The organism is Bradyrhizobium sp. A5 (assembly GCF_042076515.1).
GTDB lineage: Bacteria > Pseudomonadota > Alphaproteobacteria > Rhizobiales > Xanthobacteraceae > Bradyrhizobium > Bradyrhizobium cosmicum.
Genome location: NZ_CP148990.1, coordinates 3442548 through 3462207, shown reverse-complemented (window position 1 = coordinate 3462207; position 19660 = coordinate 3442548). Strand labels below are relative to the sequence as shown.

Genomic DNA, 19660 nt, shown 5'->3' with positions numbered 1-19660 from the left:
CTGTTGCGTGATCAGAGTGCGAGATGTCCCAGGCGGGCCCGATCCTGTTTGTGTCCGATGCCGAACGGCCGGCCTTCCTTGCGGCGCTGGACGAGGCGCGCCTCTTTCCCGTGGTCGACAGCGACTGGGCCAGCGCGGCGCGCGCCGTCGAGCAGGTGCAGCCCGCCGTGGTTCTCGCGGCGATGTCCGGCGAACACGAGCCGCACATGGCGGCGCTCGCGACGAAGATCGCGGACCAATCGCCTTACCTGCCCTTCGTGGCCCTCGATGCGACGGGCACGCTGCCGCACAACGCCCTGCCCTTTTCCTCGCGCAGCGGAAATTCCGACCGCCTGATCGCACGGCTCCGCGCTGCACTGCGCGTCCGCACCCTTCATGCGACCGTGATGCGCCGGCAGCCGGAAGCGAAGGTCGCGCTGCCGGAGGGCGATCCCGTGCGCGATGCGACCGTGCTCCTGATCGGCCGCGGTTCGGCTTATCCCGCGCTTTCCGTCGCACTCGGAGAGCGCGTTGGCGTCGTCGGCGCGCTCTCGATCGAGGCCGCCGCGAAGCATCTCAACACCCGCGAGATCGACGGGGTCGTGCTCGCCGAAGGTTTTACCGCGCGCGTCACCGATGCCTTCCTCACGGTGCTCGCCGAGGACACCCGCTTCCGCAACCTGCCCGTGGTGGTCACCGCACACCAGCTCGCGCAGAGCTATGACCTGCCCAATCTCGAGCTGATCCCGGGCGAGCCGGCGAAGGTCGCCGCCAATGCGCTGCCGCTGATCCGCCAGCGCGCCATGGAAGGCCAGATGAGCCGCACCCTGCGCTCGATCGATGCCGGCGGCTGGCTCGATCCGCGCAGCGGCCTGCTCACGGTGGAAGCCTTCGCCCGCGATTTCGCCAAGGCGGTCGAGCAGACGCTCGCCCGCGGCGGCGGCCTCTCGGTCGCCCGCTTCGCCTTCGACCCCGGCAATTCCCGCGCCCAGCTCGATGCCGCGCGCATCCTGAGCCGCCTGATGCGGCAGATGGATTTCGGCGCGGCGCAGAAGGATGGCTCGGTGATCGTGGTGTTCGCGGAAACCGACTTCCGCACCGCCCACATGATCGCCCGCCGCCTGTCGGCGGTGATGCGGCACACCTCGAACGGCAAGCACGAGATGCGCAGTGATCCCGTCGTCAGCGTGGACTCGCTGTCGCCTTCGGACACGGCAAGGTCGCTGCTGGCGCGGCTGTCGGCCGATGCGTCACGGGCGGCGTCGTAGCTACAACTTCGCTGTCGTAGGGTGGGCAAAGCGAAGCGTGCCCACCTCATCCATCCGATAAAAATGGTGGGCACGGCGCAAGGGCGCCCTTGCCCACTCTACGAGGCTGCGGTCGGAGCTCGGTCGCTCAAGTCATCACGAGCTTGATCTGTCCGTCCTCAACGGTTCCCATCGCGAGAGCGTCGCGAGCCATCTTCTCGACGGCCGGCCAATTCGCCATCAGGTATCTCTGCGCCTGTACTTTGGTGGGGAAATTGGTTTGCAGAATACAGCTCTGCCGCGCGTTCCCATTCGCGATCTGGAAGGACACGACTTGGGGCCCCTCCCGAAGCTCTTGCTCGGTGGGCTGGGGAAGTTTGCGCATGCTGCTCCTTCTCGGGGCTCAGCGAACCGGTACGGCGACCCCGGACGCCGGATCGGCGGGAGCCGTCCCGGCCGCGATCTTCCTGGCTTTCGACAGTTGCTTCGAGTCAAGGCCCGGCTGCGTATTGCGGACCGCCTCCGTCAGCATCAGCCGGAGCTCTGCCTTGGACATGGGTGCTTGTCGCGTGGTCGATTTCTGCCAATTGCTCATAGAATGCATATGGGGATCTTTGCGCGAAATGCCACCATTCGCATGCTCATTCGCGAAGAGGTGGCAGCCGGCGCAAAAAACCCGCGGCCGGTGAACGGTCGCGGGTCCGGATATCCGAAGCTCTGCCAGTACATCCGTGGTCAAAGCAACGTCATTGCGATTGCAGTAGCCTAGTCGGCCCGCAGGTTCTCCGCAGCAGACTTGCCGGTGCGGCGATCTGCGACGATTTCGAAGGAAACCTTCTGCCCCTCGTTGAGGGTGCTCATGCCGGCGCGTTCAACGGCGCTGATATGAACGAAAACATCCTGGCTTCCCTGGTCCGGCTGAATGAAGCCGAAACCCTTTTGGCTGTTAAACCACTTCACAGTTCCCGTCGTCATGGGGGTCGTCCTTTGAGATAGATAATCGTATGGCCGCACTCAAAAGCGCGGTCGGTGTCGTCGAGATCTGGAGGGAGGGTCGTCAGTCAGGCGCGCTTGAAAGCGGCGAGGCCAAGTCGTTCGGCCGAAACTCGATGAATTGAACATAGCTACTGTTCGGCCATTCCGCAAGTGGCCACAGGTCTTTGTCTTCGGCTCCAGGTGCAGCGCACCTTTTCGCGCTGCGCCGCCTCTGGAAACACTATAGCACCTACGCCGCCTTCTTGCTCTGCGCGAGCTGTGCCAGCTGTCGCATGATCTCGGTGGTGCCGGCGAGGCGTTCCTCCGGTGTCTCCCAGTCCTGCAGGAACACCACCTTCATGTCGGGCCGGACCTTCGCGGCCTGGCCGTGACTGCGGATGAACGACACCAGACGATCGGGATGCGCGAACGAGCTGTCACGGAAGGCGATGACGGCGCCCTTCGGACCGGCATCGATCTTCTCGACATTGGCCTGGCGGCAGAACGCCTTGATCGCCGCGACCTTGAACAGATAGCGCACCTCGTCCGGCAGCACGCCGAAGCGGTCGCGCATCTCGGCGCCAAAGTTCTCGATCTCCTCCTCGGTGTCGAGATCGGCGAGCCGCCGGTACAGCGACAGCCGCACCGAGAGGTCGCCGACGTAGTCTTCCGGAATGAGCACGGGCATGCCGATGGTGATCGACGGCGACCAGCGGTCGGCCGCGGGCTCGGAGACACCGGCCTTGAGGTTGACGATCGCCTCCTCCAGCATCGACTGGTAGAGCTCGAAGCCGACCTCCTTGATGTGGCCGGACTGCTCTTCGCCGAGGAGATTGCCGGCGCCGCGGATGTCGAGGTCGTGCGAGGCGATCTGGAAGCCTGCGCCCAGCGTCTCCAGCGATTGCAGCACGGTGAGCCGGCGCTCGGCCTGCGCCGTGATCTTCTGCTGCGACGGCAGCGTGAACAGCGCGTAAGCGCGCAGCTTGGAACGGCCGACGCGGCCGCGCAGCTGGTAGAGCTGGGCGAGGCCGAACATGTCGGCGCGATGCACGATCAGCGTGTTGGCGTTGGGGATGTCGAGGCCCGACTCGACGATCGTCGTCGACAGCAAGATGTCGAACTTGCCGTCGTAGAACGCGGTCATGATGTCCTCGATCACTGCGGGCGGCATCTGGCCGTGCGCGACCGCGACCTTCATCTCCGGCACGTTCTTGTCGAGGAAGTCCTTGACCTCGGCGAGATCGTCGATGCGCGGCACCACATAGAACGCCTGCCCGCCGCGATAGCGCTCGCGCAGCAGCGCTTCGCGGATCATCAGCGGATCGTGCGGAGCTACGAAGGTGCGGACCGCAAGGCGATCGACCGGCGGCGAAGCAATGATGGAGAGCTCGCGGACGCCGGTGAGAGCGAGTTGCAGGGTACGCGGAATCGGCGTCGCCGACAGCGTCAGCACATGCACCTCGGCGCGAAGCGCCTTCAGCCGTTCCTTGTGGGTGACGCCAAAATGCTGCTCCTCATCGACGATGACGAGGCCGAGGTCGCGGAACTTGATCGCCTTGCCGAGCAGCGCGTGGGTGCCGACGACGATGTCGACGGAGCCGTCGGCGATACCCTTCTTGACCAGGTTGAGCTCCTTGGCCGGGACCAGGCGCGAGGCCTGCGCCACGTTCACCGGAAAGCCCTTGAAGCGCTCGGTGAAGGTCCGGTGATGCTGGCGGGCCAGCAGCGTGGTCGGCACAACGACCGCGACCTGCTTGCCTTCGAGCGCGACGGCAAAGGCCGCGCGCAAGGCGACTTCCGTCTTGCCGAAGCCGACGTCGCCGCAGATCAGCCGGTCCATCGGACGACCCAGCTCGAGATCCTTCAGGGTGGATTCGATCGCCCCGAGCTGGTCCTCGGTCTCGTCATAGGGGAAGCGCGCACAGAACTCGTCATAGAGGCCCGGCTGCACCGGCAGCTTGGGCGCCTCGTGCAGATGGCGCGCGGCGGCGATCTTGATCAGTTCGCCCGCGATCTCGCGGATGCGGTTCTTGAGTTTGGCCTTGCGGGTCTGCCAGCCACTGCCGCCGAGACGGTCGAGCTCGACCGTGGTCTGGTCGGAGCCGTAGCGCGACAACAGCTCGATGTTCTCGACGGGGAGGAACAGCTTGGCGTCGGCGGCGTAATGCAGCTCGAGACAATCATGCGGCGCGCCGGCAACGTCGAGCGTCTGCAGGCCGACGAAGCGGCCGATGCCGTGATCGGCGTGGACGACGATGTCGCCAGCGGCAAGGCTGGTCACCTCCGAGATGAAATTATCGAGCTTGCGGCTGGCCTTGCGTGGCCGCACCAGGCGGTCGCCCAGGATGTCCTGCTCGCTGATGATGGCGATCTCGTCGGTCTCGAAGCCGCTTTCGAGGCCGAGCACGGCGAGCATGGTCTCGTTGCGCGGGGTCGCCTGCACCGTGCGCCAGCTGTTGACGCTGGTGGTGTGGGTCAGCTTGTGGTCGCGCAGCATCGACGTCATGCGGTCGCGCGAGCCTTCGCTCCACAGCGTGACCACGACCTTCTTGCGCTGGGCATGCAACGCCATGACGTGGCTGACCACCGCCTCGAACACGTTGACGCTGCTGTCGTTGCGCTCCGGCGCGAAGTCGCGGCCCTTGCGGGCGCCGGCATCGACGACGCTGGTGCCATCGGCCGGCACGGAAAACTGCGTCAGCCGCGCCAGCGGAATGTCGCCGAGGCGCTTGGTCCACTCATCCTCGGTCAGATAGAGCCTATCAGGCGGCAGCGGCTTGTAGATGGCGCCGCCGCCCGGGCGCTCCATCGCATCGCGGCGGGCCTGGTAATAGTCGACGATCTGCTTGAAACGCTCGCGAACGGCGTCCTCGGCCTGCGGCTCGATCGCGACGGCCGCCCCTTGCAGATAGTCGAACAGCGTGTCCATCCGGTCCTGGAACAGCGGCAGCCAGTGCTCCATGCCGGGATGGCGACGGCCTTCGCTGACGGCCTCGTACAGCGCGTCGTCGCGCTCCGGCGCGCCGAACTCGGCGACATAGCCCATGCGAAAGCGGCGGATGGTCTCGGTGACGAGCTGGAATTCCGAGATCGGGACGAGATCGAGCGCGCGCATGTCGAGCAGCGTGCGCTGGGTCTCGGCGTCGAAGGTGCGGATCGATTCCAGGCTGTCGCCGAAGAAATCGAAGCGCACGGGCTGGTCGAGGCCCGCCGGAAACAGGTCGAGGATGCCGCCGCGCACGGCATATTCGCCGGGCTCGCGCACAGTCGAGGAACGGTTGTAGCCGTTGTGCTCGAGCCAGGCGACGATGGTGTCCATCGGCACCACGTTGCCGGGCGCGACCGATAGCGCCTGCGCCGCGACGAGTTCGCGCGCGGGCACGCGCTGCACGATGGCGTTCACCGTGGTGAGCACGATCAGCGGCTTGTCGCTGCCGGTCAGCGGCGCCAGCCGCGCCAGCGTGGTCAGGCGCTGCGCCAGGATACCGCCATGCGGCGAGACACGATCATAGGGCTGACAGTCCCAGGCCGGGAACTGCAGCACCGGCAGATCGGGCGCGAAGAATTGCAGCGCGCGTTCAAGCTGCTGCATCCGCGCCCCGTCGCGGCAGACGACCGCAAGGCTGACCGCCGGCTTCTTCGGCCGCGCCGCGATGGCGCGCGCGAGATCGGAGATGACGAGGCCCTCGGCGCCTTCCGCGACGTTGGCAAGCGTCAGCGCGCGGCCGGGCGTCAGCAGCTCGGCCGGCGACTTCGAACCAGGTTTCATAGATCGCCGTCCGTGATCGGGAACGCCTTGATGCGGGCGAACAGCGGACCGGTGACATGAGCCGGCAGCACCTTGTCACCGGTGATGGCGGCATAGAGATCGGGATCGGACTCCTCGAGCAGAGTCTCGAGCTCGGTCAGCTCGCCATCGGACAGATTGCCGATCTCTGCATCCGCGAAGCGGCCGAGGATCAGGTCCATTTCGCGCGTGCCGCGGTGCCAGCAGCGGAACAGAAGCCGCTTGCGGCGGTCGTCCAGCCCGTTGCTCGATCGTGTCGTTCCCGTCATGTCTCAGATCCAGTCAAACGCCGAAAGCCCGGACGTGCCGGGCCGGGGTGATATAGCCATTGCGACCGGCCGTGTCAGCCCTCGATTTGGGCTTTCGATTTGATCTGGCCCGATGCCCGCGCGCGGACACGAAAAAAGACGTGGATGCCCCGCATAAAGCCGGGCATGACGGGGCGAAACGATCCTAGATTCACCTGATGCGCCCCAGCCTGCTCAATCCGCTGTTTGCTCCCGTGACCAGCCTGCCCGGCGTCGGTCCGAAGCAGGACAAGCTGCTGCAGTACCTGCTCAGCCGCAACGAGTCGCCACGGCTGGTCGATCTGTTGCTGCATCTGCCGAGCCAGGTCATCGACCGCCGGGCGCGGCCGAAGATTCGCGATGCCGTCCAGGGAGCCATGGTGACGCTGGAGGTCACCATCGACCGTCACCGCCCGCCCCCGCCGCGCAACGCGCGCGCGCCCTATCTGGTCTATGCCAGCGACGACACCGGCGACGTCGTGCTGACCTTCTTCCGCGCCAAGCCCGGCTATGTCGAAAAGCTGCTCCCCGTCGGCGAGAAGCGCTACGTCTCCGGTACGCTGCAGATGTATGACGGCATCCCGCAGATCGTGCATCCCGATCGCGTGCTGGACGAAGAGGCGATCTCGAAACTCTCGGGCATCGACCCCGTCTATCCCCTGACCGAAGGCCTTGCGCTCGGCTCGCTGCGCCGCGCGGTCGCGCAGGCCTTGCAGAAGCTCCCGGCCTTGCCGGAGTGGATCAGCCCGGAGGTGATGCGCCGCTGCAATTTCCCGGCGATCACCGAAGCGCTCAATCGCGTGCATCAGCCGGTAGAGCTTACGGACATCCTGCCCGAGAAACCATTCTGGTCGCGCCTTGCCTTCGACGAGCTGCTGGCGGGCCAGCTCGCGCTCGCGCTGATCCGAGCGCAATTGCGCCGCCCGGCCGGCGTGCGCAACGCCGGCGACGGGCACCTCCGCAACAAGATCATCGATGCCCTGCCCTATGCGCTGACGCTGTCCCAGCGCGAAGCGGCCGCGGCGATCGCCAATGACCTGCAGCAGCCCGTGCGCATGCTGCGGCTGCTCCAGGGCGACGTCGGCTCCGGCAAGACCGTGGTGGCGCTGCTCGCTGCCGCCGCCGTCACGGAGGTCGGCAAGCAGGCCGCGCTGATGGCGCCGACCGAAATCCTGGCGCGCCAGCACATCAAGACCATCGCGCCGCTCGCCGAGCGTGCGGGGATGCGGGTGGCGATCCTCACCGGCCGCGAAAAGGGTAAGGATCGGCGCGAGATCATCGCGCAGCTGGCCGACGGCGAAATCGACCTGCTCGTGGGCACGCACGCGCTGATCCAGGACGATGTGATCTTCCATGATCTCGCGCTCGCCATCGTCGACGAGCAGCACCGTTTCGGCGTGCGGGAGCGCCTCGCGCTGACGTCGAAGGGCGAAGCGGTCGACGTGCTGGTGCTGAGCGCAACCCCGATCCCGCGCACGCTGGTGCTGACCTATTTCGGCGACATGGACATCTCCGAGCTGCGCGAAAAGCCCGCCGGCCGCCAGCCGATCGAGACCCGCACCATCTCGATGAGCCGCCTCGAGGAGGTCACCGACAGCATCGGCCGCGCGCTGCAAGCGGGCAAGCTGGTCTACTGGATCTGTCCGCTGGTCGAGGAATCCGAGGCCGAGGGCACCGAGCACCTCACCAACGCAACCAAGCGCTTCGAGAACCTGCAGAAGCGCTTCGGCGATCGCGTCGGCCTCGTCCACGGCCAGATGAAGGGCACCGAGAAGGATCGCGTGATGGGCCAGTTCGCCGCCCACGAGATTGGCCTGCTGGTCGCGACCACCGTGGTCGAGGTCGGCGTCGATGTGCCTGCCGCAACCATCATGGTGATCGAGAATGCCGAACGCTTCGGCCTTGCCCAGCTGCATCAGCTGCGCGGCCGGATCGGACGCGGCTCGGAAGCCTCGACCTGCCTCTTGCTCTACAGCGAGCCGCTCGGCGAGATGTCGAAGGCGCGGCTGAAGGTGATCCGCGAGACCACCGACGGTTTTCGCATCGCCGAGGAAGATTTGAAGCTGCGCGGCGAAGGCGACGTGCTCGGCGTGCGCCAGAGCGGCCTGCCCGGCTACCGCATCGCGCGCCCCGAGATCCACGGCCAGCTCATCACCCAGGCGAGAGACGAGGCGCTGCGCATCCTCAAGGACGATCCGAAGCTGAAGGGCGAGCGCGGCGAGGCGCTGCGCTGCCTGCTGTATCTCTACGAGCGCGACGAGGCGATCCCGTTGATCGGAGCCGGCTAGCCTGCTGCTCTTCGGCGCCCGACCTCATAGGCCGCCAGATGCGCGCGCGCCAGATCCAGCAGCGGCGTGTCGATGCCGAGCGCACGGGCCCGGTTGGCCATATCGCCGAGAATGTGCTCCGCTTCCGTGATCGAACCGCGCTCGATATCGCGCAGCATCGAGGCCTTGAGCGGCGAGTCCAGGGTGGTGAAGAGTTTTCGGTCGAACTCGATGAACGGCGCGCGCGGCTCAAATCCCGAAGCCGTCGCGACGGCGCAGCATTCGGCGAACAGGCGGAAAATGGACTGCTCGCCGTTCGGCACGGCCAGGATGTCGCCGATGCTCGCGCGCATCAGGCAGGTGATGCCGGCGAGCGTGCTGAGCTGGACGAACTTCTCCCACATGTCCTGCATGATCGCTTCGCTGGCGCGCACGTCGACACCGGGCACGTGGAGCAGTGTCTCCAGCGCGAGCGCACGCTCGCTCAGCGAACCATTGATCTCGCCGAAGACAATGGTCTGATTGGCCATGAATTGAACGACGCGCCCCTCCGCATCGAGCCCGGCACTGACATTCGCGAGCCCGCCGAGGACGCGGCTCGCGCCGAACCTCGCGGTCAGGGCGTCGATATGCTTCAGCCCGTTGAGGATCGGCAGGATCATCGTGCTGGAACCGACCGCCGGCGCAAACTGGCTCATGGCGTCGTCGAGCGAATAAGCTTTCACCCCGACGAGCACGACGTCGAACGTTTCCTTGAGATCGTCAGCCATGATGAATTTCGGCTGCACGGCAAAGTCGCCATGCGGGCTCACGACCTGCAGTCCATTCCGGCGCAGTTGCTCGGCGCGCTTCGCGCGAACAAGGAAGGTCACGTCGCCGCCGGCCCTGACCACGCGAGCGCCGTAATAGCCTCCAAGCGCTCCCGCACCGATCACGAGCAATCTCATTCGAACTCCCATTCCTGCTTCCGCGGAACCAATAACAGATGGCACCCGCTGCTTGGAGGCTTACCCCTGCCCCGCGGCGGGCCTCGATTTAAGGGCGGTGAGTGGTCGCCTGACGATCAGTTCTTCTTCCGCGCGATACCTGCTGCGAAAGCCTTCATCAACTCAGTCTCCGCCGCCTCGCCTTTCGCGTCGTCAGCGAGATGCTCGAACCAGCGCGCAAATCCCTCGTAGATCTGGCTGGCGGGATGATCGGGTCCGAGGAAGCCGGAAATCTCCCGCATCTCCGCGACCCAGCGATAGGCCTTCGGGATCATGTCCGGCAGGGCCACTTCGAGCCGGGCCAGAACGGCCGGCTGGCTCAGCGCGAGTTCGTCGCGCAGCGCATCCGCCGCGCCCGCTTTCGTTGCTGCAACCACCATGGCCGAGCCGATGCCGGCGAGGCCCTTGACGATGCCGGCATAGGACATCTTGAGCGCGGAGGCTGCGCCGACCGGTCCCTCGACGATTCGAACGTCGAGACCGAAATCCTTCAGCACCGCAACGTCGCTGGCGTGCTCGCCCGACAGGTAGAACGCCGGGCCCTTGCCGCCGGGCTGCGGCGGGAAGCCGATGATGCCGCCATCGACGAACGGGGCCTGCGCCGATCCGATGATCTCCTCGATCCGCTGCACGGTGTCGACATTGACGGCATTGCAATCGACCACGACCGGCTTCTTCTCGCGCCGGATGATCAGTGCCGCCAGCCGCTCGGCCAGCGCAACCGCCTCGCCTGGCGGCACGATCGAAAGGATGATGTCGGCATCAGCGATCGCGTCGTCCTCGGCGCCGATCATGCCGGCGTCTGCGGCACGTTTCAGCGTGGCTCCACTGCGCCCCTTCAATGACGTCAGCACGCGCGCGCCGTTCTCGCTGAGCCGGCGGGCCACCGCGCTGCCCATGGCGCCGGGCGCGAGGATCGCAATGGTTTTGGACATCGTGCACTCCAGGTCGAACTCCGAGCGAGGCGCTCAATTCAACCGGAACACTAGCAGAGGATGCGAACGCCTGCGTGACCGACCGCCATCCCGCGCGGGAATGGCCTTATTCCGCCTTCGCAGGCTCGGGCTGCAGCGTGGAGGCATTGGCAATGCGCGCGGCATTCGCCATGCCCGCCAGCGCCGCCGCTTTCTTCGGGTCAGGCGCCGAGCCCGGTTGCACCACGCCGGCCGACATGATCAGCGTCGCGGCATCCTCGGTGCTCATCTCGACCTCGACGATCTTGCTCTTGGGCACGTAGAAGAAGAAGCCCGTGGTCGGGTTCGGCGAGCACGGCAGGAACACGGAGACATGCTCCTCCTGTCCCGGCAGGCTGCGCGCGACCTCTTCGTTCGGCGACTGCGAGATCAGCACGATCGACCACATGCCCGGCGAGGGAAACTCGACCAGACCCACTTTGCGAAAGCTCGAGCCCTTGCCCGAGAACAGCGTCTCGAACACCTGCTTCAGGCCACGATAGATGGCGCGGACCGCCGGAATCCGGCCGAGGAAGGTCTCGCCAATATCGACCAGCGTCCGGCCGATCAGATTGGCGGCGAGGAATCCCACCAGTGTCAGCGTGAAGAATGCGACAATCAGTCCCCAGCCGGGAATGACGTAAGGCAGATAGGTTTCCGGCCGATAGGCCAGCGGCACGAACGGCCGCACCACGCCGTCAACCCAGGTGACGAACCACCAGACCAGATAAAGGGTGATCGCGATCGGCCCCGTCACAATGAGGCCGGTCAGGAAGTAATTGCGGAATCGGCCCATCAGGCCGGTATGCGGTTCGGGCGCAGGATCAAGCGGCGCAGTCGTGTCGTCGCGGGCGGTCATTCGGGTTCCAGGTCGGTCGCTGCAGTCAAGCTAGGGTCTTCTAGCAGGTTTTGGAAGACCACCTAGCGTTCCGGCCGGATCCCTTCTGCCTATTCCACGGTCACCGATTTCGCGAGGTTGCGCGGCTGGTCGACGTCGGTGCCCATGATGACAGCCGTATGGTAGGCGAGCAGCTGCACCGGGACGGCATAGACCATCGGCGTGAACGCCGCCGCCATGTCGGGCATGACGATGGTGACGAGGGATTCGACCGTCGCCTCCTCCGCGCCCTTGGCGTCGGTCATCAGGATGATCTTGCCGCCGCGCGCGGCGACCTCCTGCATGTTGGAGACGGTCTTTTCGAACACCCGGTCGTAGGGCGCGATCACGACGACCGGCATGGTCTCGTCGATCAGCGCGATCGGGCCGTGCTTGAGTTCGCCGGCGGCGTAGCCCTCGGCGTGAATGTAGGAGATCTCCTTCAGCTTCAGCGCGCCTTCGAGCGCCAGCGGGAAGCTGGTGCCGCGGCCGAGATAGAGCACGTCGCGCGATTTTGCGATCTCGCGCGCCAGCTTCTCGATCTGCGGCTCGGTGGTGAGCGCATCCGACATCAGGCGCGGGATCTCGACGAGGCCGTGGACGAGCTTGGTCTCGTCCTCGTCGGATAGTTCGCCTCTAGCCTTGCCGGCCGCGATGGCAAGGTTTGCCAGCACCATGAGCTGGCAGGTGAAGGCCTTGGTCGAGGCGACGCCGATCTCGGGGCCCGCCAGCGTCTGCAGCACGGTCTCGCTCTCGCGCGCGATGGTCGAGGTCGGCACGTTGACGACGGCGACCGTGTGCACGCCCTCGGCCTTGGCGTAGCGCAGCGCGGCCAGCGTGTCGGCGGTCTCGCCCGATTGCGAGATGAAGATGGCCAGATCGCCCTTGCGCAAGGGCGCCTCGCGATAGCGGAATTCGGAGGCGACATCGACCTCGACCGGCACGCGCGCAAAGCGCTCGAACCAGTACTTTGCGACGAAGCCGGCATAGCTCGCGGTGCCGCACGCCGTGATGTTGATGCGCTGGATATTCTTGAAGTCGAACGGCAGCTTGACCGGCAGCGCGACGCGCTCGGTCGCCATGTCGACATAGCGCGCCAGCGTATGACCGACGACTTCCGGCTGCTCGTGGATTTCCTTGGCCATGAAGTGGCGGTAATTGGCCTTGTCGACCAGCGAGGTCGAGGCGGCGTGCTTGATCTTCTCGCGCTGGACGGCGTTGCCGTCCTTGTCGAAGATCGTCGCGCTCTTGTGGGTCAGCACGACCCAGTCGCCGTCCTCGAGATAGCTGATCGTGTCGGTGAACGGTCCGAGCGCGATGGCGTCGGAGCCGAGATACATCTCGCCGTCGCCATAGCCGATCGCGAGCGGCGGGCCGTTGCGGGCGCCGATCATCAGATCGTCCTCGCCGGCGAAGATGAAGCCGAGCGCGAAGGCGCCGCGCAGCCGCCCCAGTGCCAGCTTCACCGCCTCGACCGGCTTGTTGCCGCGCCTGAGCAGGTCGTCGACGAGATGCAGCACGATCTCGGTGTCGGTCTGGGTGTGGAAGACCGTGCCGTTCTTCTCGAGCTCCTCGCGCAGCTCGCGGAAATTCTCGATGATGCCGTTGTGGACCACGGCGACACGCTCGGTCGCATGCGGATGGGCGTTGTTGACGGTCGGCTTGCCGTGGGTGGCCCAGCGGGTGTGACCGATGCCGGTCGTGCCCTTGAGCGGCTCGGCTTCGAGCCGCTTCTCCAGATTCTTCAGCTTGCCCTCGGCGCGGCGGCGCTCGAGATGGTTGCCTTCGAGCGTGGCGATGCCCGCGGAGTCATAGCCGCGATATTCAAGACGTTTGAGCGAATCCACCAATTGCTCTGCAACCGGCTCGCGCCCGAGAATGCCGACAATCCCGCACATGCGGATCAATATCCCCCAAATCGTCGAAAAATCGCCTAAACGACGCGCTCGGTTTTTAGCGAAGTTCGTAAGGAACCAGATACTCAATAATTATTGCTGATTGAGACAGCGCGGTCGAGCAGACTGCGTCGAATTGGCCGGTGATGAGTCGCATTGATTAACGTCCTGTCAACGAATTTGACCAACGATTCCCTCTCTGGGAGATATGACCATGAAAGGCTCATCCGACCGCAAAGGTCTATCATCGACATTCGTGCGCGCCAGCGAAACCACCGGCACGCACCTTGCGCATTGGCCGCCGCCTCAGCGAAGCATGGAGCGAGGCAAGGAAAGCAAGCCCCTCCTCGTCACGCAGGCTGCCGGCGAACCGGCAAAGCGCGCCAGGGGGCGCGGCTGGCGCTTGAACCGCGCGATGTTCTCGGACGTCGCCGACGACGATTAGCGAGGCTCACTTCTCCGGCTTCTTGCCGCTTGTCTTCATCTCGCGATAGCGCGTAGCGCCGCCTTCCCGGATGGTCTGCTGGTTTCGCTCCAGCGCCATCGCGTCGTCGGGCACATCGCGCGTGATCACCGAGCCGGAGCCGATATAGGCGCCGTTGCCGATTCTGACGGGCGCCACCAGCGAGGAGTTGGTGCCGACGAAGGCGCCCTGCCCGATAATGGTCTTGTGCTTCTTGAAGCCGTCGTAGTTGCAGGTGATGGTGCCGGCGCCGATGTTGGAATTGGCGCCGACGGTGGCATCACCGATGTAGGAGAGATGGTTGACCTTGACGCCGGCCTCCAGCGTCGCCGCCTTGGTCTCCACGAAATTGCCGATCCGCGCGCCGTCGCCAAGCGAGGTGCCGGGCCGCAGCCGCGCATACGGACCGATCGAGACGTTCTTGCCGAGCGTGGTCTGCACGATATGCGAGAAGGAATGGATCACGGTGCCGTCGGCGATCGACACGCCGGGGCCGATCACAACGAACGGCTCGATCGTCACGTCCTTGCCGAACACGGTGTCGGCGGACAGGTAAACCGTCTCAGGCGCGATCAGCGTCACGCCGGCTTCCATGGCTGATTTGCGCAGCCGCGCCTGCATCACGCCTTCCGCTTCGGCGAGCTGCGCCTTGGTGTTGATGCCGCGCACCTCGTCCTCGCCGGTCTCGATCACCACGGACTCCCATCCCTGTTCGCGGACGATGCCGACCGCATCCGTCAGATAATATTCGCCCTTGGAATTGGCATTGCCGATCTTGTCGAGGATCGCCAGCGCGCGGCGGCCGTCGATCGCCATCACGCCGGCATTGCACAGATCGATCTTGCGCTCCGCTTCGCTGGCGTCGGCCTGCTCGCGGATCGCGACCAGGCGGTCGCCCTCGACGATGAAGCGGCCATAGCCGGTGGGATCAGCGGCGCGAAAGCCGAGCGCGGCAACGGCCGCCCCCTTGGCAAGCGGCGCGCGCAGCCGCGCAAAAGTCTCGGCCGAGATCAGCGGCGTATCGCCGAACGCGATCAGCAGATCGTCGACGCCGCGCGCGATGGCCTCGCGTGCCGCCAGCACCGCATGCGCGGTGCCGAGGCGCTCGCTCTGCACGAAGGTCAGCGCGTCCGGCCGGATGCGCCTCGCCTCATCCGCGACCGCCTGGTGGTCGGGGCCGATCACGACGGCGAGCGAGGTGCCGGTTCCCCTCGGTGCTGCGGCAAGCACATGCGCGAGCAGCGTTTGGTGTGCGACCGGATGCAGCACTTTCGGCAGTTGGGAGCGCATGCGCGTGCCTTCACCGGCGGCGAGCACGATCGTGAGGCTGGAGCGGACGGTCATCGAAATCCTGTCAGATGCGGCCGAATCAATGGGCGGCGGGGCCAGCGGCGTCATGAGCTGCTTGCCTTGCTACCCCCGCAAACACCCGGAATTCAAGTGCGACACGCTTTTCCTGTTAATGTTCCCTGATTGATTCGGGGAAGCTGTTCGGGGCTGGGCACTTAACGTTCATGGCAAAGGATTCCGACCCATTGGCGGACGCCTTCGGCGACAAGGAGACCGGCGGGCTGTTCTCCGGATTCCTGGCCGAGGAAAACGAGTTCGACCGCCGCACGATGTGGCGGCTGGGCTCGTGGGGCTTTGCCGCCATCGTCGCGATCACCGTCGCGGTCATGTCCAACCAGGCCCAGCTCGGCTGGCACCGCGACCAGATCGCGGCCGCCGATCTGTCGCGCCAGGCCGACCGGCTCCAGTTGCTGACCAAGGAAAGCCAGAGCGAGGCCCGCCGCCTCGCCTCCGCCATCGAGACTCTGAACACCGATCGCGACCGGCTCTATTCGCGCGTCACCGTGCTGGAGCAAGGGCTCGATTCCGTCACCGGCGCCATTGCCAGGCAGGTTGCCAAGCCACAGGACACGCCGGCAGCCGACGCGCAGTCCGCGCCAGCGGCGCCCAGCGTCGCGCCGGTCGCCTCGATGCCCGCGCCATCCACCGACAAGCCGCGCGCGTCGAAGGACCAGGCGAAGGAGCCGGGAAAGGACGCTGTGAAGGACGCGGCCAAGGAGCCCTCGAGCCCGCCGCCGCAAACCGCTTCTGCCGCTTCGCTCGTATCGCAGGCCCCGGCAACGACGTCGGCCCTGCCGCTGGTGCCGTCCAAGTCGATGATGGCACCGCCTGATCCCGCCGCATCCCGACTGGCTCAGCCCGAGGCAACCGAGAAGTCGACCGAGAAGAAGCCCGAGCCGGCGCCCGCCCCGACCGAAGTCGCGGTCGCAGCAGCCAAGCCGCCCGAAGCAGCCGAGACCGAGTCACCGGCGATCGCCGTCCAGCAGACGCGCTTTGCGATCGATCTCGGCGGCGCCAATTCGATCGACGGCCTGCGTGCGCTCTGGCGCGGCCTGAGCAAATCCAATCCGGAGATCGCCGCGCTGCGGCCGATCATCATGATCAAGGAAGGCACCACCGGCGTCGGCATGCAGCTGCGCCTGGGGGCCGGCCCGCTCGTCAACGCCGCCGCGGCCGCAAAGCTCTGCGCGGGCCTTGCCGAGAACGACCGTCACTGCGAGACCACCGTGTTCGACGGCCAGCGCCTGTCGCTGCGCGGTCAGGACAAGGGACAGGAGAAGACGCAGGACAGGGTCCAGGACAAGAACGCCGAGAAGAACCAGGACCCGGCGCCGCAAGCCGAGACCGCACCGGCGCCCGCCCCCGCCGCCAAGCCGGACAAGCACCGCCGGGGCTATTCTTCCAAGCGCTCGTCGAAGCGCGAGGAGCCCGTAGCTGTGCCTGCGCCCGTGGCGCAGCCGGCAGCACCTGCCAAGCCGGAAGCGTCGGCGGGATCGACGCTGTCGTCGTTCTTCAGACGGTAGCTCGTCTCGAAAGCAGCAAAATCCATCAGCAGAATCGGTGGAAGTTCTCACGCAAACTCGCGCGAAACTTGCGCCTCGCCTGTTGCCCCTCCGCGTCATCCCGACCATATTGCGCCCATGACAAAAAAGCCCTTCCGCCTCACGCCCTACCAGGTGCAGTTCCTGATCGTCGTCGGCTTCGCCTCCGTCGGCTATGCGCTTTACTTGCGTTATCTCGGGATCGAACTGTCCACGGTCGGGCTCGCCTGCGACGCCGGCCTGCAGACGATGATCTGCAAGGCGCGCTCGGTCTCGACGGTGCTGTTCAAGAATTCGGTGTTCGGCATCGTCGCGCTGGTGGCGGCGACGCTGAACCTGATGCGGCCGTCGATCGTGCTGCTCACGGTCGGCATCATCGCCGCCGGCCTCGGCATCGTGCTCTACAACGTGGTGCTGGCGGGCCTTGCGATCGGCCTGTTCATTCTTGGATTTGCTCGGCCCGCGCCCGCCACAGCGTGAGCGCGAACAAGAGATAAATCGCGCAGGTCCACAGCGACTGCCAGTTGTCGCGGCCTTCGTTGAAGAGCACATAGGTCGCCGACAGCGCGAGCACCCCGGCGAACACGGACTCCGCGATCGGACGCTGGCCGATCTGCGGCCGGTTCAGCATCAGCAGCGCGAACGGCACCACCGCCATCGTCAGCGAGGCGTAGGGGAAGTCGTGGTATCGCGGGTCGAACACGAAGGCGAGCGCGGTCTGCGCCGCGATCACCGCTGTCACCGCCAGCGTCAGGCCGAGCACGGCGGTCAGCTTCGACCATTTGCGGCCCTCGCGCGGCCCGAGCAGATCGAGGAAAGTCGGAAGGCTGCGGCCGATCACCATCGCCTGCGCGCAGAAGATCGGCGACAGGATGCCGGCGAGCAGCAGCGCGCCCCAATGCAGCCAGCCCGCCCAGCCGTAGCTCTCATAGTACATCTTGTCGGCGCCGACCCCGAGCAGGATGCCCGCTGACGTCGCCGAGATGGCGACACCGAGCCAGGCCGGGAAGCGCGGCGTCCAGGGCCGCCGCCGCAGCGTCAGGCCCGCGACCGCGAACACAAGCACGCACAGCCCCATGCCGGCGCCCATGTACCATTTCCAATACGGGAAATTGCTGATCGGCTGGCCCGGGGGATATTTCAGGTTGCGGCGAACCGAGTCGTAGAGACCCCAATAGCCGCCGACGGTGCCTTCCAGCTTGCGCTTCCAGGGCTGGTCGTAGGACTCGATCAGATTGACGCGGAACTTCTGCGCCTTCGCCAGGCTCAGGATTTCCGAGACGACGCGGGCCTGGTTGGCGCGCGACGGCAGCGCGCCCTCGCGCATGCGTCCCTCGCTCGGCCAGCCGGTCTCACCGATCAGGATCTCCTTGCCGGGGAAGGCCACCGCCATCCGCTCGCGGATCGCCTCGACATGGCTTGCTGCGAATTTCGCCTTCACCGGAAAATCCTCCCAATAGGGAAGGATGTGGATCGTGACGAAGTCGACGGCGTCATAGACCTCGCGATTGCGGAGCCAGAACTCCCAGACGTCGGCGTAAGTGACGGGCACGCTGACCTGCGCTTTCACCGAGCGTATGATGGAGACAAGGTCCGCCGTCGTCATCTCGCCGCGCAGCAGCACCTCGTTGCCGACGATGATGCTGGTGATGACACCCGGGAAATCCTTGGAAAGGCGGACCGCGAGCGCGGCCTGCTCAAAATTCTTGCTGCGGTTGCTGGAGAGCCAGATGCCCTGGAGCACCTTCAGCCCGCCGATCCTCGCCGCGATCGCAGGCACCTGGTCGAGCCCGTTCTCCATCGAATAGGTGCGGACGCAGTCGGTGATGTCCTTCAGCTGGCGCAGATCCTGCTCGATCTGGTCGGCCTCGATATGAGTCCATGCGTTGAGCGGCGACTGCTCGCCGCGGAACGGCGCGTAGGAGACGCATTGAACTTTGTCGCTGGGATCGATAGGCGCGCGCGCGAGCGTGATCGGTGTGGCAAGCCACCACCACGCGGCGGCAATCGCGCCCAGTGAGACGAGCAGAAGCGCCAGTGGCGTACGAAGTGAAATCGGTTCCATCCTCCGCGGAGCGCCGTCGATTACCTGCTCGCACGCCGTCTGCCAAGGGGGTAACGGGCGACCGATCCGCTCCTCCCCCGGCGAATTCGGCTGCGGCCGTTCGACCGAGGCCTAGGATCGTGACTTTGCTGGACAAAATTCGAAATACAGGTCATGGGATTTTGCGGGACTTTTCCGCCCCATTGGAGACCCATTTGGACGCCATCACCGGCGCATCCGCGGGATTCCTGACGCGGGCGGTCAGCGGAGATATTGGGGAATTCATGCGGCAACGGGTGCGTCAGTTACGAAATGCGGTCCTGCGGCAGTTCGCCGCCACCTTGGCCGTCTCCTCGCTGGTCGTGATAGTCGGTCTCGGCGGCGCTTCCGCCCAGAGCGGTACGCCGGCCCCCGATCAGGGCAAGGCCGCCGCCCAGCCCGCCGACGCCGCCGCCAAGGACGCCGCCCAGAACCAGCGCCGCACCGACGAGTTCGCCGAAGCCGCCCAGGTCATCAACGGCCCGGCCGGCAATCCCGAATGCGTGTGGCTCGGCCGGCGCGTGGTGCGGCTGATGTGGCGCGACGACCTCGATACCGCGTTCCGCCATCTCGACCTCTACGACCGCTTCGGCTGCCCCGGCGGCCACATCCAGGCGGCCTTCCGCTGCCTGACCCGCTTCGGCGGCCAGATCGATCCCAAGGTCGCCGAGACCCTGGACAGCCGTGTGCACGCTTGCTGGATCAACCCGGCGTCCCAGCCGCAGCAGGCGGCGGCCGCAGCTTCCCAGCCGGCAGCGCCGACGTCGGGCAGCGCACAGCCGCAGCCGGCCGCCAGCCCCTCGCCCGCGGCAAGTCCGACACCGGCGCCCCCAAAATAGCCGCGATCGTTTCAGCCGCCGTTCATGAACGATCGGCGATAGCTATCGACGGCACTGCCGCGCGTTTGCAAGGAGCCATGCCCTCATACCGTCATGAGGCCATGACAGTTGTGAAACAGCGCGGCAGAGGT

At 66.0% G+C, this 19660-nt stretch carries 17 protein-coding genes; 6 read left to right on the top strand and 11 right to left on the bottom strand.

Going from position 1 to position 19660, the window contains the following annotated elements; genetic code table 11:
* Positions 1-23: 23 nt before the first annotated feature.
* Positions 24-1247, top strand: a complete 1224-nt coding sequence (locus WHZ77_RS16570; protein ID WP_375314581.1) for a GGDEF domain-containing protein — start codon at positions 24-26, stop codon at positions 1245-1247.
* Between the two features lie 127 nt (positions 1248-1374).
* On the opposite strand, the gene WHZ77_RS16565 is transcribed toward WHZ77_RS16570, so the two are convergent.
* From WHZ77_RS16565 to WHZ77_RS16545, 5 genes are all read right to left on the bottom strand, one after another.
* Complete coding sequence (locus WHZ77_RS16565; RefSeq protein ID WP_375314580.1) at positions 1375-1611, bottom strand: hypothetical protein; 237 nt, start codon at positions 1609-1611, stop codon at positions 1375-1377.
* Positions 1612-1629: 18 nt separating this feature from the next.
* Positions 1630-1782: a hypothetical protein gene (locus tag WHZ77_RS16560; protein ID WP_375314579.1), complete on the bottom strand. Its 153-nt coding sequence runs from the start codon at positions 1780-1782 to the stop codon at positions 1630-1632.
* A 209-nt stretch (positions 1783-1991) separates the two neighbouring features.
* Positions 1992-2201 carry a cold-shock protein gene (locus WHZ77_RS16555; protein ID WP_015686006.1) on the bottom strand — a complete coding sequence of 70 codons (210 nt, stop codon included), beginning with the start codon at positions 2199-2201 and terminating at the stop codon, positions 1992-1994.
* A gap of 250 nt (positions 2202-2451) precedes the next feature.
* A complete protein-coding gene (gene mfd, locus WHZ77_RS16550; RefSeq protein WP_375314578.1) occupies positions 2452-5970 on the bottom strand; it encodes a transcription-repair coupling factor in 3519 nt (1172 codons plus the stop codon).
* Complete coding sequence (locus WHZ77_RS16545) at positions 5967-6257, bottom strand: succinate dehydrogenase assembly factor 2 (RefSeq protein WP_041748301.1); 291 nt, start codon at positions 6255-6257, stop codon at positions 5967-5969. The genes mfd and WHZ77_RS16545 overlap by 4 nt, the downstream gene beginning before the upstream one ends.
* A gap of 197 nt (positions 6258-6454) precedes the next feature.
* Here WHZ77_RS16545 and recG point away from each other — a divergent pair, with 197 nt between their 5' ends.
* Complete coding sequence (gene recG, locus WHZ77_RS16540; RefSeq protein ID WP_375314577.1) at positions 6455-8563, top strand: ATP-dependent DNA helicase RecG; 2109 nt, start codon at positions 6455-6457, stop codon at positions 8561-8563.
* On the opposite strand, the gene panE is transcribed toward recG, so the two are convergent.
* From panE to glmS, 4 genes are all read right to left on the bottom strand, one after another.
* Entirely contained in the window at positions 8560-9489 is a 930-nt protein-coding gene (panE, locus tag WHZ77_RS16535; protein ID WP_375314576.1) for a 2-dehydropantoate 2-reductase, read from the bottom strand. The genes recG and panE overlap by 4 nt on opposite strands.
* A 116-nt stretch (positions 9490-9605) precedes the next feature.
* On the bottom strand, positions 9606-10463 hold the full coding sequence (locus tag WHZ77_RS16530) for a DUF1932 domain-containing protein (RefSeq protein ID WP_375314575.1): 858 nt from the start codon (positions 10461-10463) through the stop codon (positions 9606-9608).
* 106 nt (positions 10464-10569) lie between these two features.
* A complete protein-coding gene (locus WHZ77_RS16525; protein ID WP_375314574.1) occupies positions 10570-11340 on the bottom strand; it encodes a DUF502 domain-containing protein in 771 nt (256 codons plus the stop codon).
* 89 nt (positions 11341-11429) lie between these two features.
* Positions 11430-13256: a glutamine--fructose-6-phosphate transaminase (isomerizing) gene (glmS, locus tag WHZ77_RS16520; RefSeq protein WP_375314573.1), complete on the bottom strand. Its 1827-nt coding sequence runs from the start codon at positions 13254-13256 to the stop codon at positions 11430-11432.
* A gap of 211 nt (positions 13257-13467) precedes the next feature.
* On the opposite strand from glmS, the gene WHZ77_RS16515 reads away from it, so the two are divergent.
* Positions 13468-13698 carry a hypothetical protein gene (locus tag WHZ77_RS16515; RefSeq protein WP_375314572.1) on the top strand — a complete coding sequence of 77 codons (231 nt, stop codon included), beginning with the start codon at positions 13468-13470 and terminating at the stop codon, positions 13696-13698.
* A gap of 6 nt (positions 13699-13704) precedes the next feature.
* Here the strand turns inward: WHZ77_RS16515 and glmU are convergent, their stop codons facing one another.
* On the bottom strand, positions 13705-15060 hold the full coding sequence (gene glmU, locus WHZ77_RS16510; RefSeq protein ID WP_375314571.1) for a bifunctional UDP-N-acetylglucosamine diphosphorylase/glucosamine-1-phosphate N-acetyltransferase GlmU: 1356 nt from the start codon (positions 15058-15060) through the stop codon (positions 13705-13707).
* Between the two features lie 170 nt (positions 15061-15230).
* On the opposite strand from glmU, the gene WHZ77_RS16505 reads away from it, so the two are divergent.
* Positions 15231-16589, top strand: a complete 1359-nt coding sequence (locus WHZ77_RS16505) for a hypothetical protein (protein WP_375314570.1) — start codon at positions 15231-15233, stop codon at positions 16587-16589.
* Positions 16590-16706: 117 nt separating this feature from the next.
* A complete protein-coding gene (locus tag WHZ77_RS16500; protein ID WP_143845525.1) occupies positions 16707-17087 on the top strand; it encodes a hypothetical protein in 381 nt (126 codons plus the stop codon).
* Here WHZ77_RS16500 and WHZ77_RS16495 read toward each other — a convergent pair.
* Entirely contained in the window at positions 17047-18672 is a 1626-nt protein-coding gene (locus WHZ77_RS16495) for a beta-(1-6) glucans synthase (RefSeq protein WP_375314569.1), read from the bottom strand. The genes WHZ77_RS16500 and WHZ77_RS16495 overlap by 41 nt on opposite strands.
* Before the next feature lie 263 nt (positions 18673-18935).
* Here WHZ77_RS16495 and WHZ77_RS16490 point away from each other — a divergent pair, with 263 nt between their 5' ends.
* Positions 18936-19529 (top strand): beta-1-3, beta-1-6-glucan biosynthesis protein, encoded by a 594-nt coding sequence (locus tag WHZ77_RS16490; RefSeq protein ID WP_375314568.1) that lies wholly within the window; start codon positions 18936-18938, stop codon positions 19527-19529.
* Positions 19530-19660: the final 131 nt, after the last annotated feature.

Bases quoted from the DNA above. Each gene is read 5' to 3' on its own strand.
- WHZ77_RS16570 (WP_375314581.1), top strand. From the start codon at position 24: ATGTCCCAGGCGGGCCCGATCCTGTTTGTGTCCGATGCCGAACGGCCG.
- WHZ77_RS16565 (WP_375314580.1), bottom strand. From the start codon at position 1,611: ATGCGCAAACTTCCCCAGCCCACCGAGCAAGAGCTTCGGGAGGGGCCC.
- WHZ77_RS16560 (WP_375314579.1), bottom strand. From the start codon at position 1,782: ATGTCCAAGGCAGAGCTCCGGCTGATGCTGACGGAGGCGGTCCGCAAT.
- WHZ77_RS16555 (WP_015686006.1), bottom strand. From the start codon at position 2,201: ATGACGACGGGAACTGTGAAGTGGTTTAACAGCCAAAAGGGTTTCGGC.
- mfd (WP_375314578.1), bottom strand. From the start codon at position 5,970: ATGAAACCTGGTTCGAAGTCGCCGGCCGAGCTGCTGACGCCCGGCCGC.
- WHZ77_RS16545 (WP_041748301.1), bottom strand. From the start codon at position 6,257: ATGACGGGAACGACACGATCGAGCAACGGGCTGGACGACCGCCGCAAG.
- recG (WP_375314577.1), top strand. From the start codon at position 6,455: ATGCGCCCCAGCCTGCTCAATCCGCTGTTTGCTCCCGTGACCAGCCTG.
- panE (WP_375314576.1), bottom strand. From the start codon at position 9,489: ATGAGATTGCTCGTGATCGGTGCGGGAGCGCTTGGAGGCTATTACGGC.
- WHZ77_RS16530 (WP_375314575.1), bottom strand. From the start codon at position 10,463: ATGTCCAAAACCATTGCGATCCTCGCGCCCGGCGCCATGGGCAGCGCG.
- WHZ77_RS16525 (WP_375314574.1), bottom strand. From the start codon at position 11,340: ATGACCGCCCGCGACGACACGACTGCGCCGCTTGATCCTGCGCCCGAA.
- glmS (WP_375314573.1), bottom strand. From the start codon at position 13,256: ATGTGCGGGATTGTCGGCATTCTCGGGCGCGAGCCGGTTGCAGAGCAA.
- WHZ77_RS16515 (WP_375314572.1), top strand. From the start codon at position 13,468: ATGAAAGGCTCATCCGACCGCAAAGGTCTATCATCGACATTCGTGCGC.
- glmU (WP_375314571.1), bottom strand. From the start codon at position 15,060: ATGACCGTCCGCTCCAGCCTCACGATCGTGCTCGCCGCCGGTGAAGGC.
- WHZ77_RS16505 (WP_375314570.1), top strand. From the start codon at position 15,231: ATGGCAAAGGATTCCGACCCATTGGCGGACGCCTTCGGCGACAAGGAG.
- WHZ77_RS16500 (WP_143845525.1), top strand. From the start codon at position 16,707: ATGACAAAAAAGCCCTTCCGCCTCACGCCCTACCAGGTGCAGTTCCTG.
- WHZ77_RS16495 (WP_375314569.1), bottom strand. From the start codon at position 18,672: ATGGAACCGATTTCACTTCGTACGCCACTGGCGCTTCTGCTCGTCTCA.
- WHZ77_RS16490 (WP_375314568.1), top strand. From the start codon at position 18,936: ATGCGGCAACGGGTGCGTCAGTTACGAAATGCGGTCCTGCGGCAGTTC.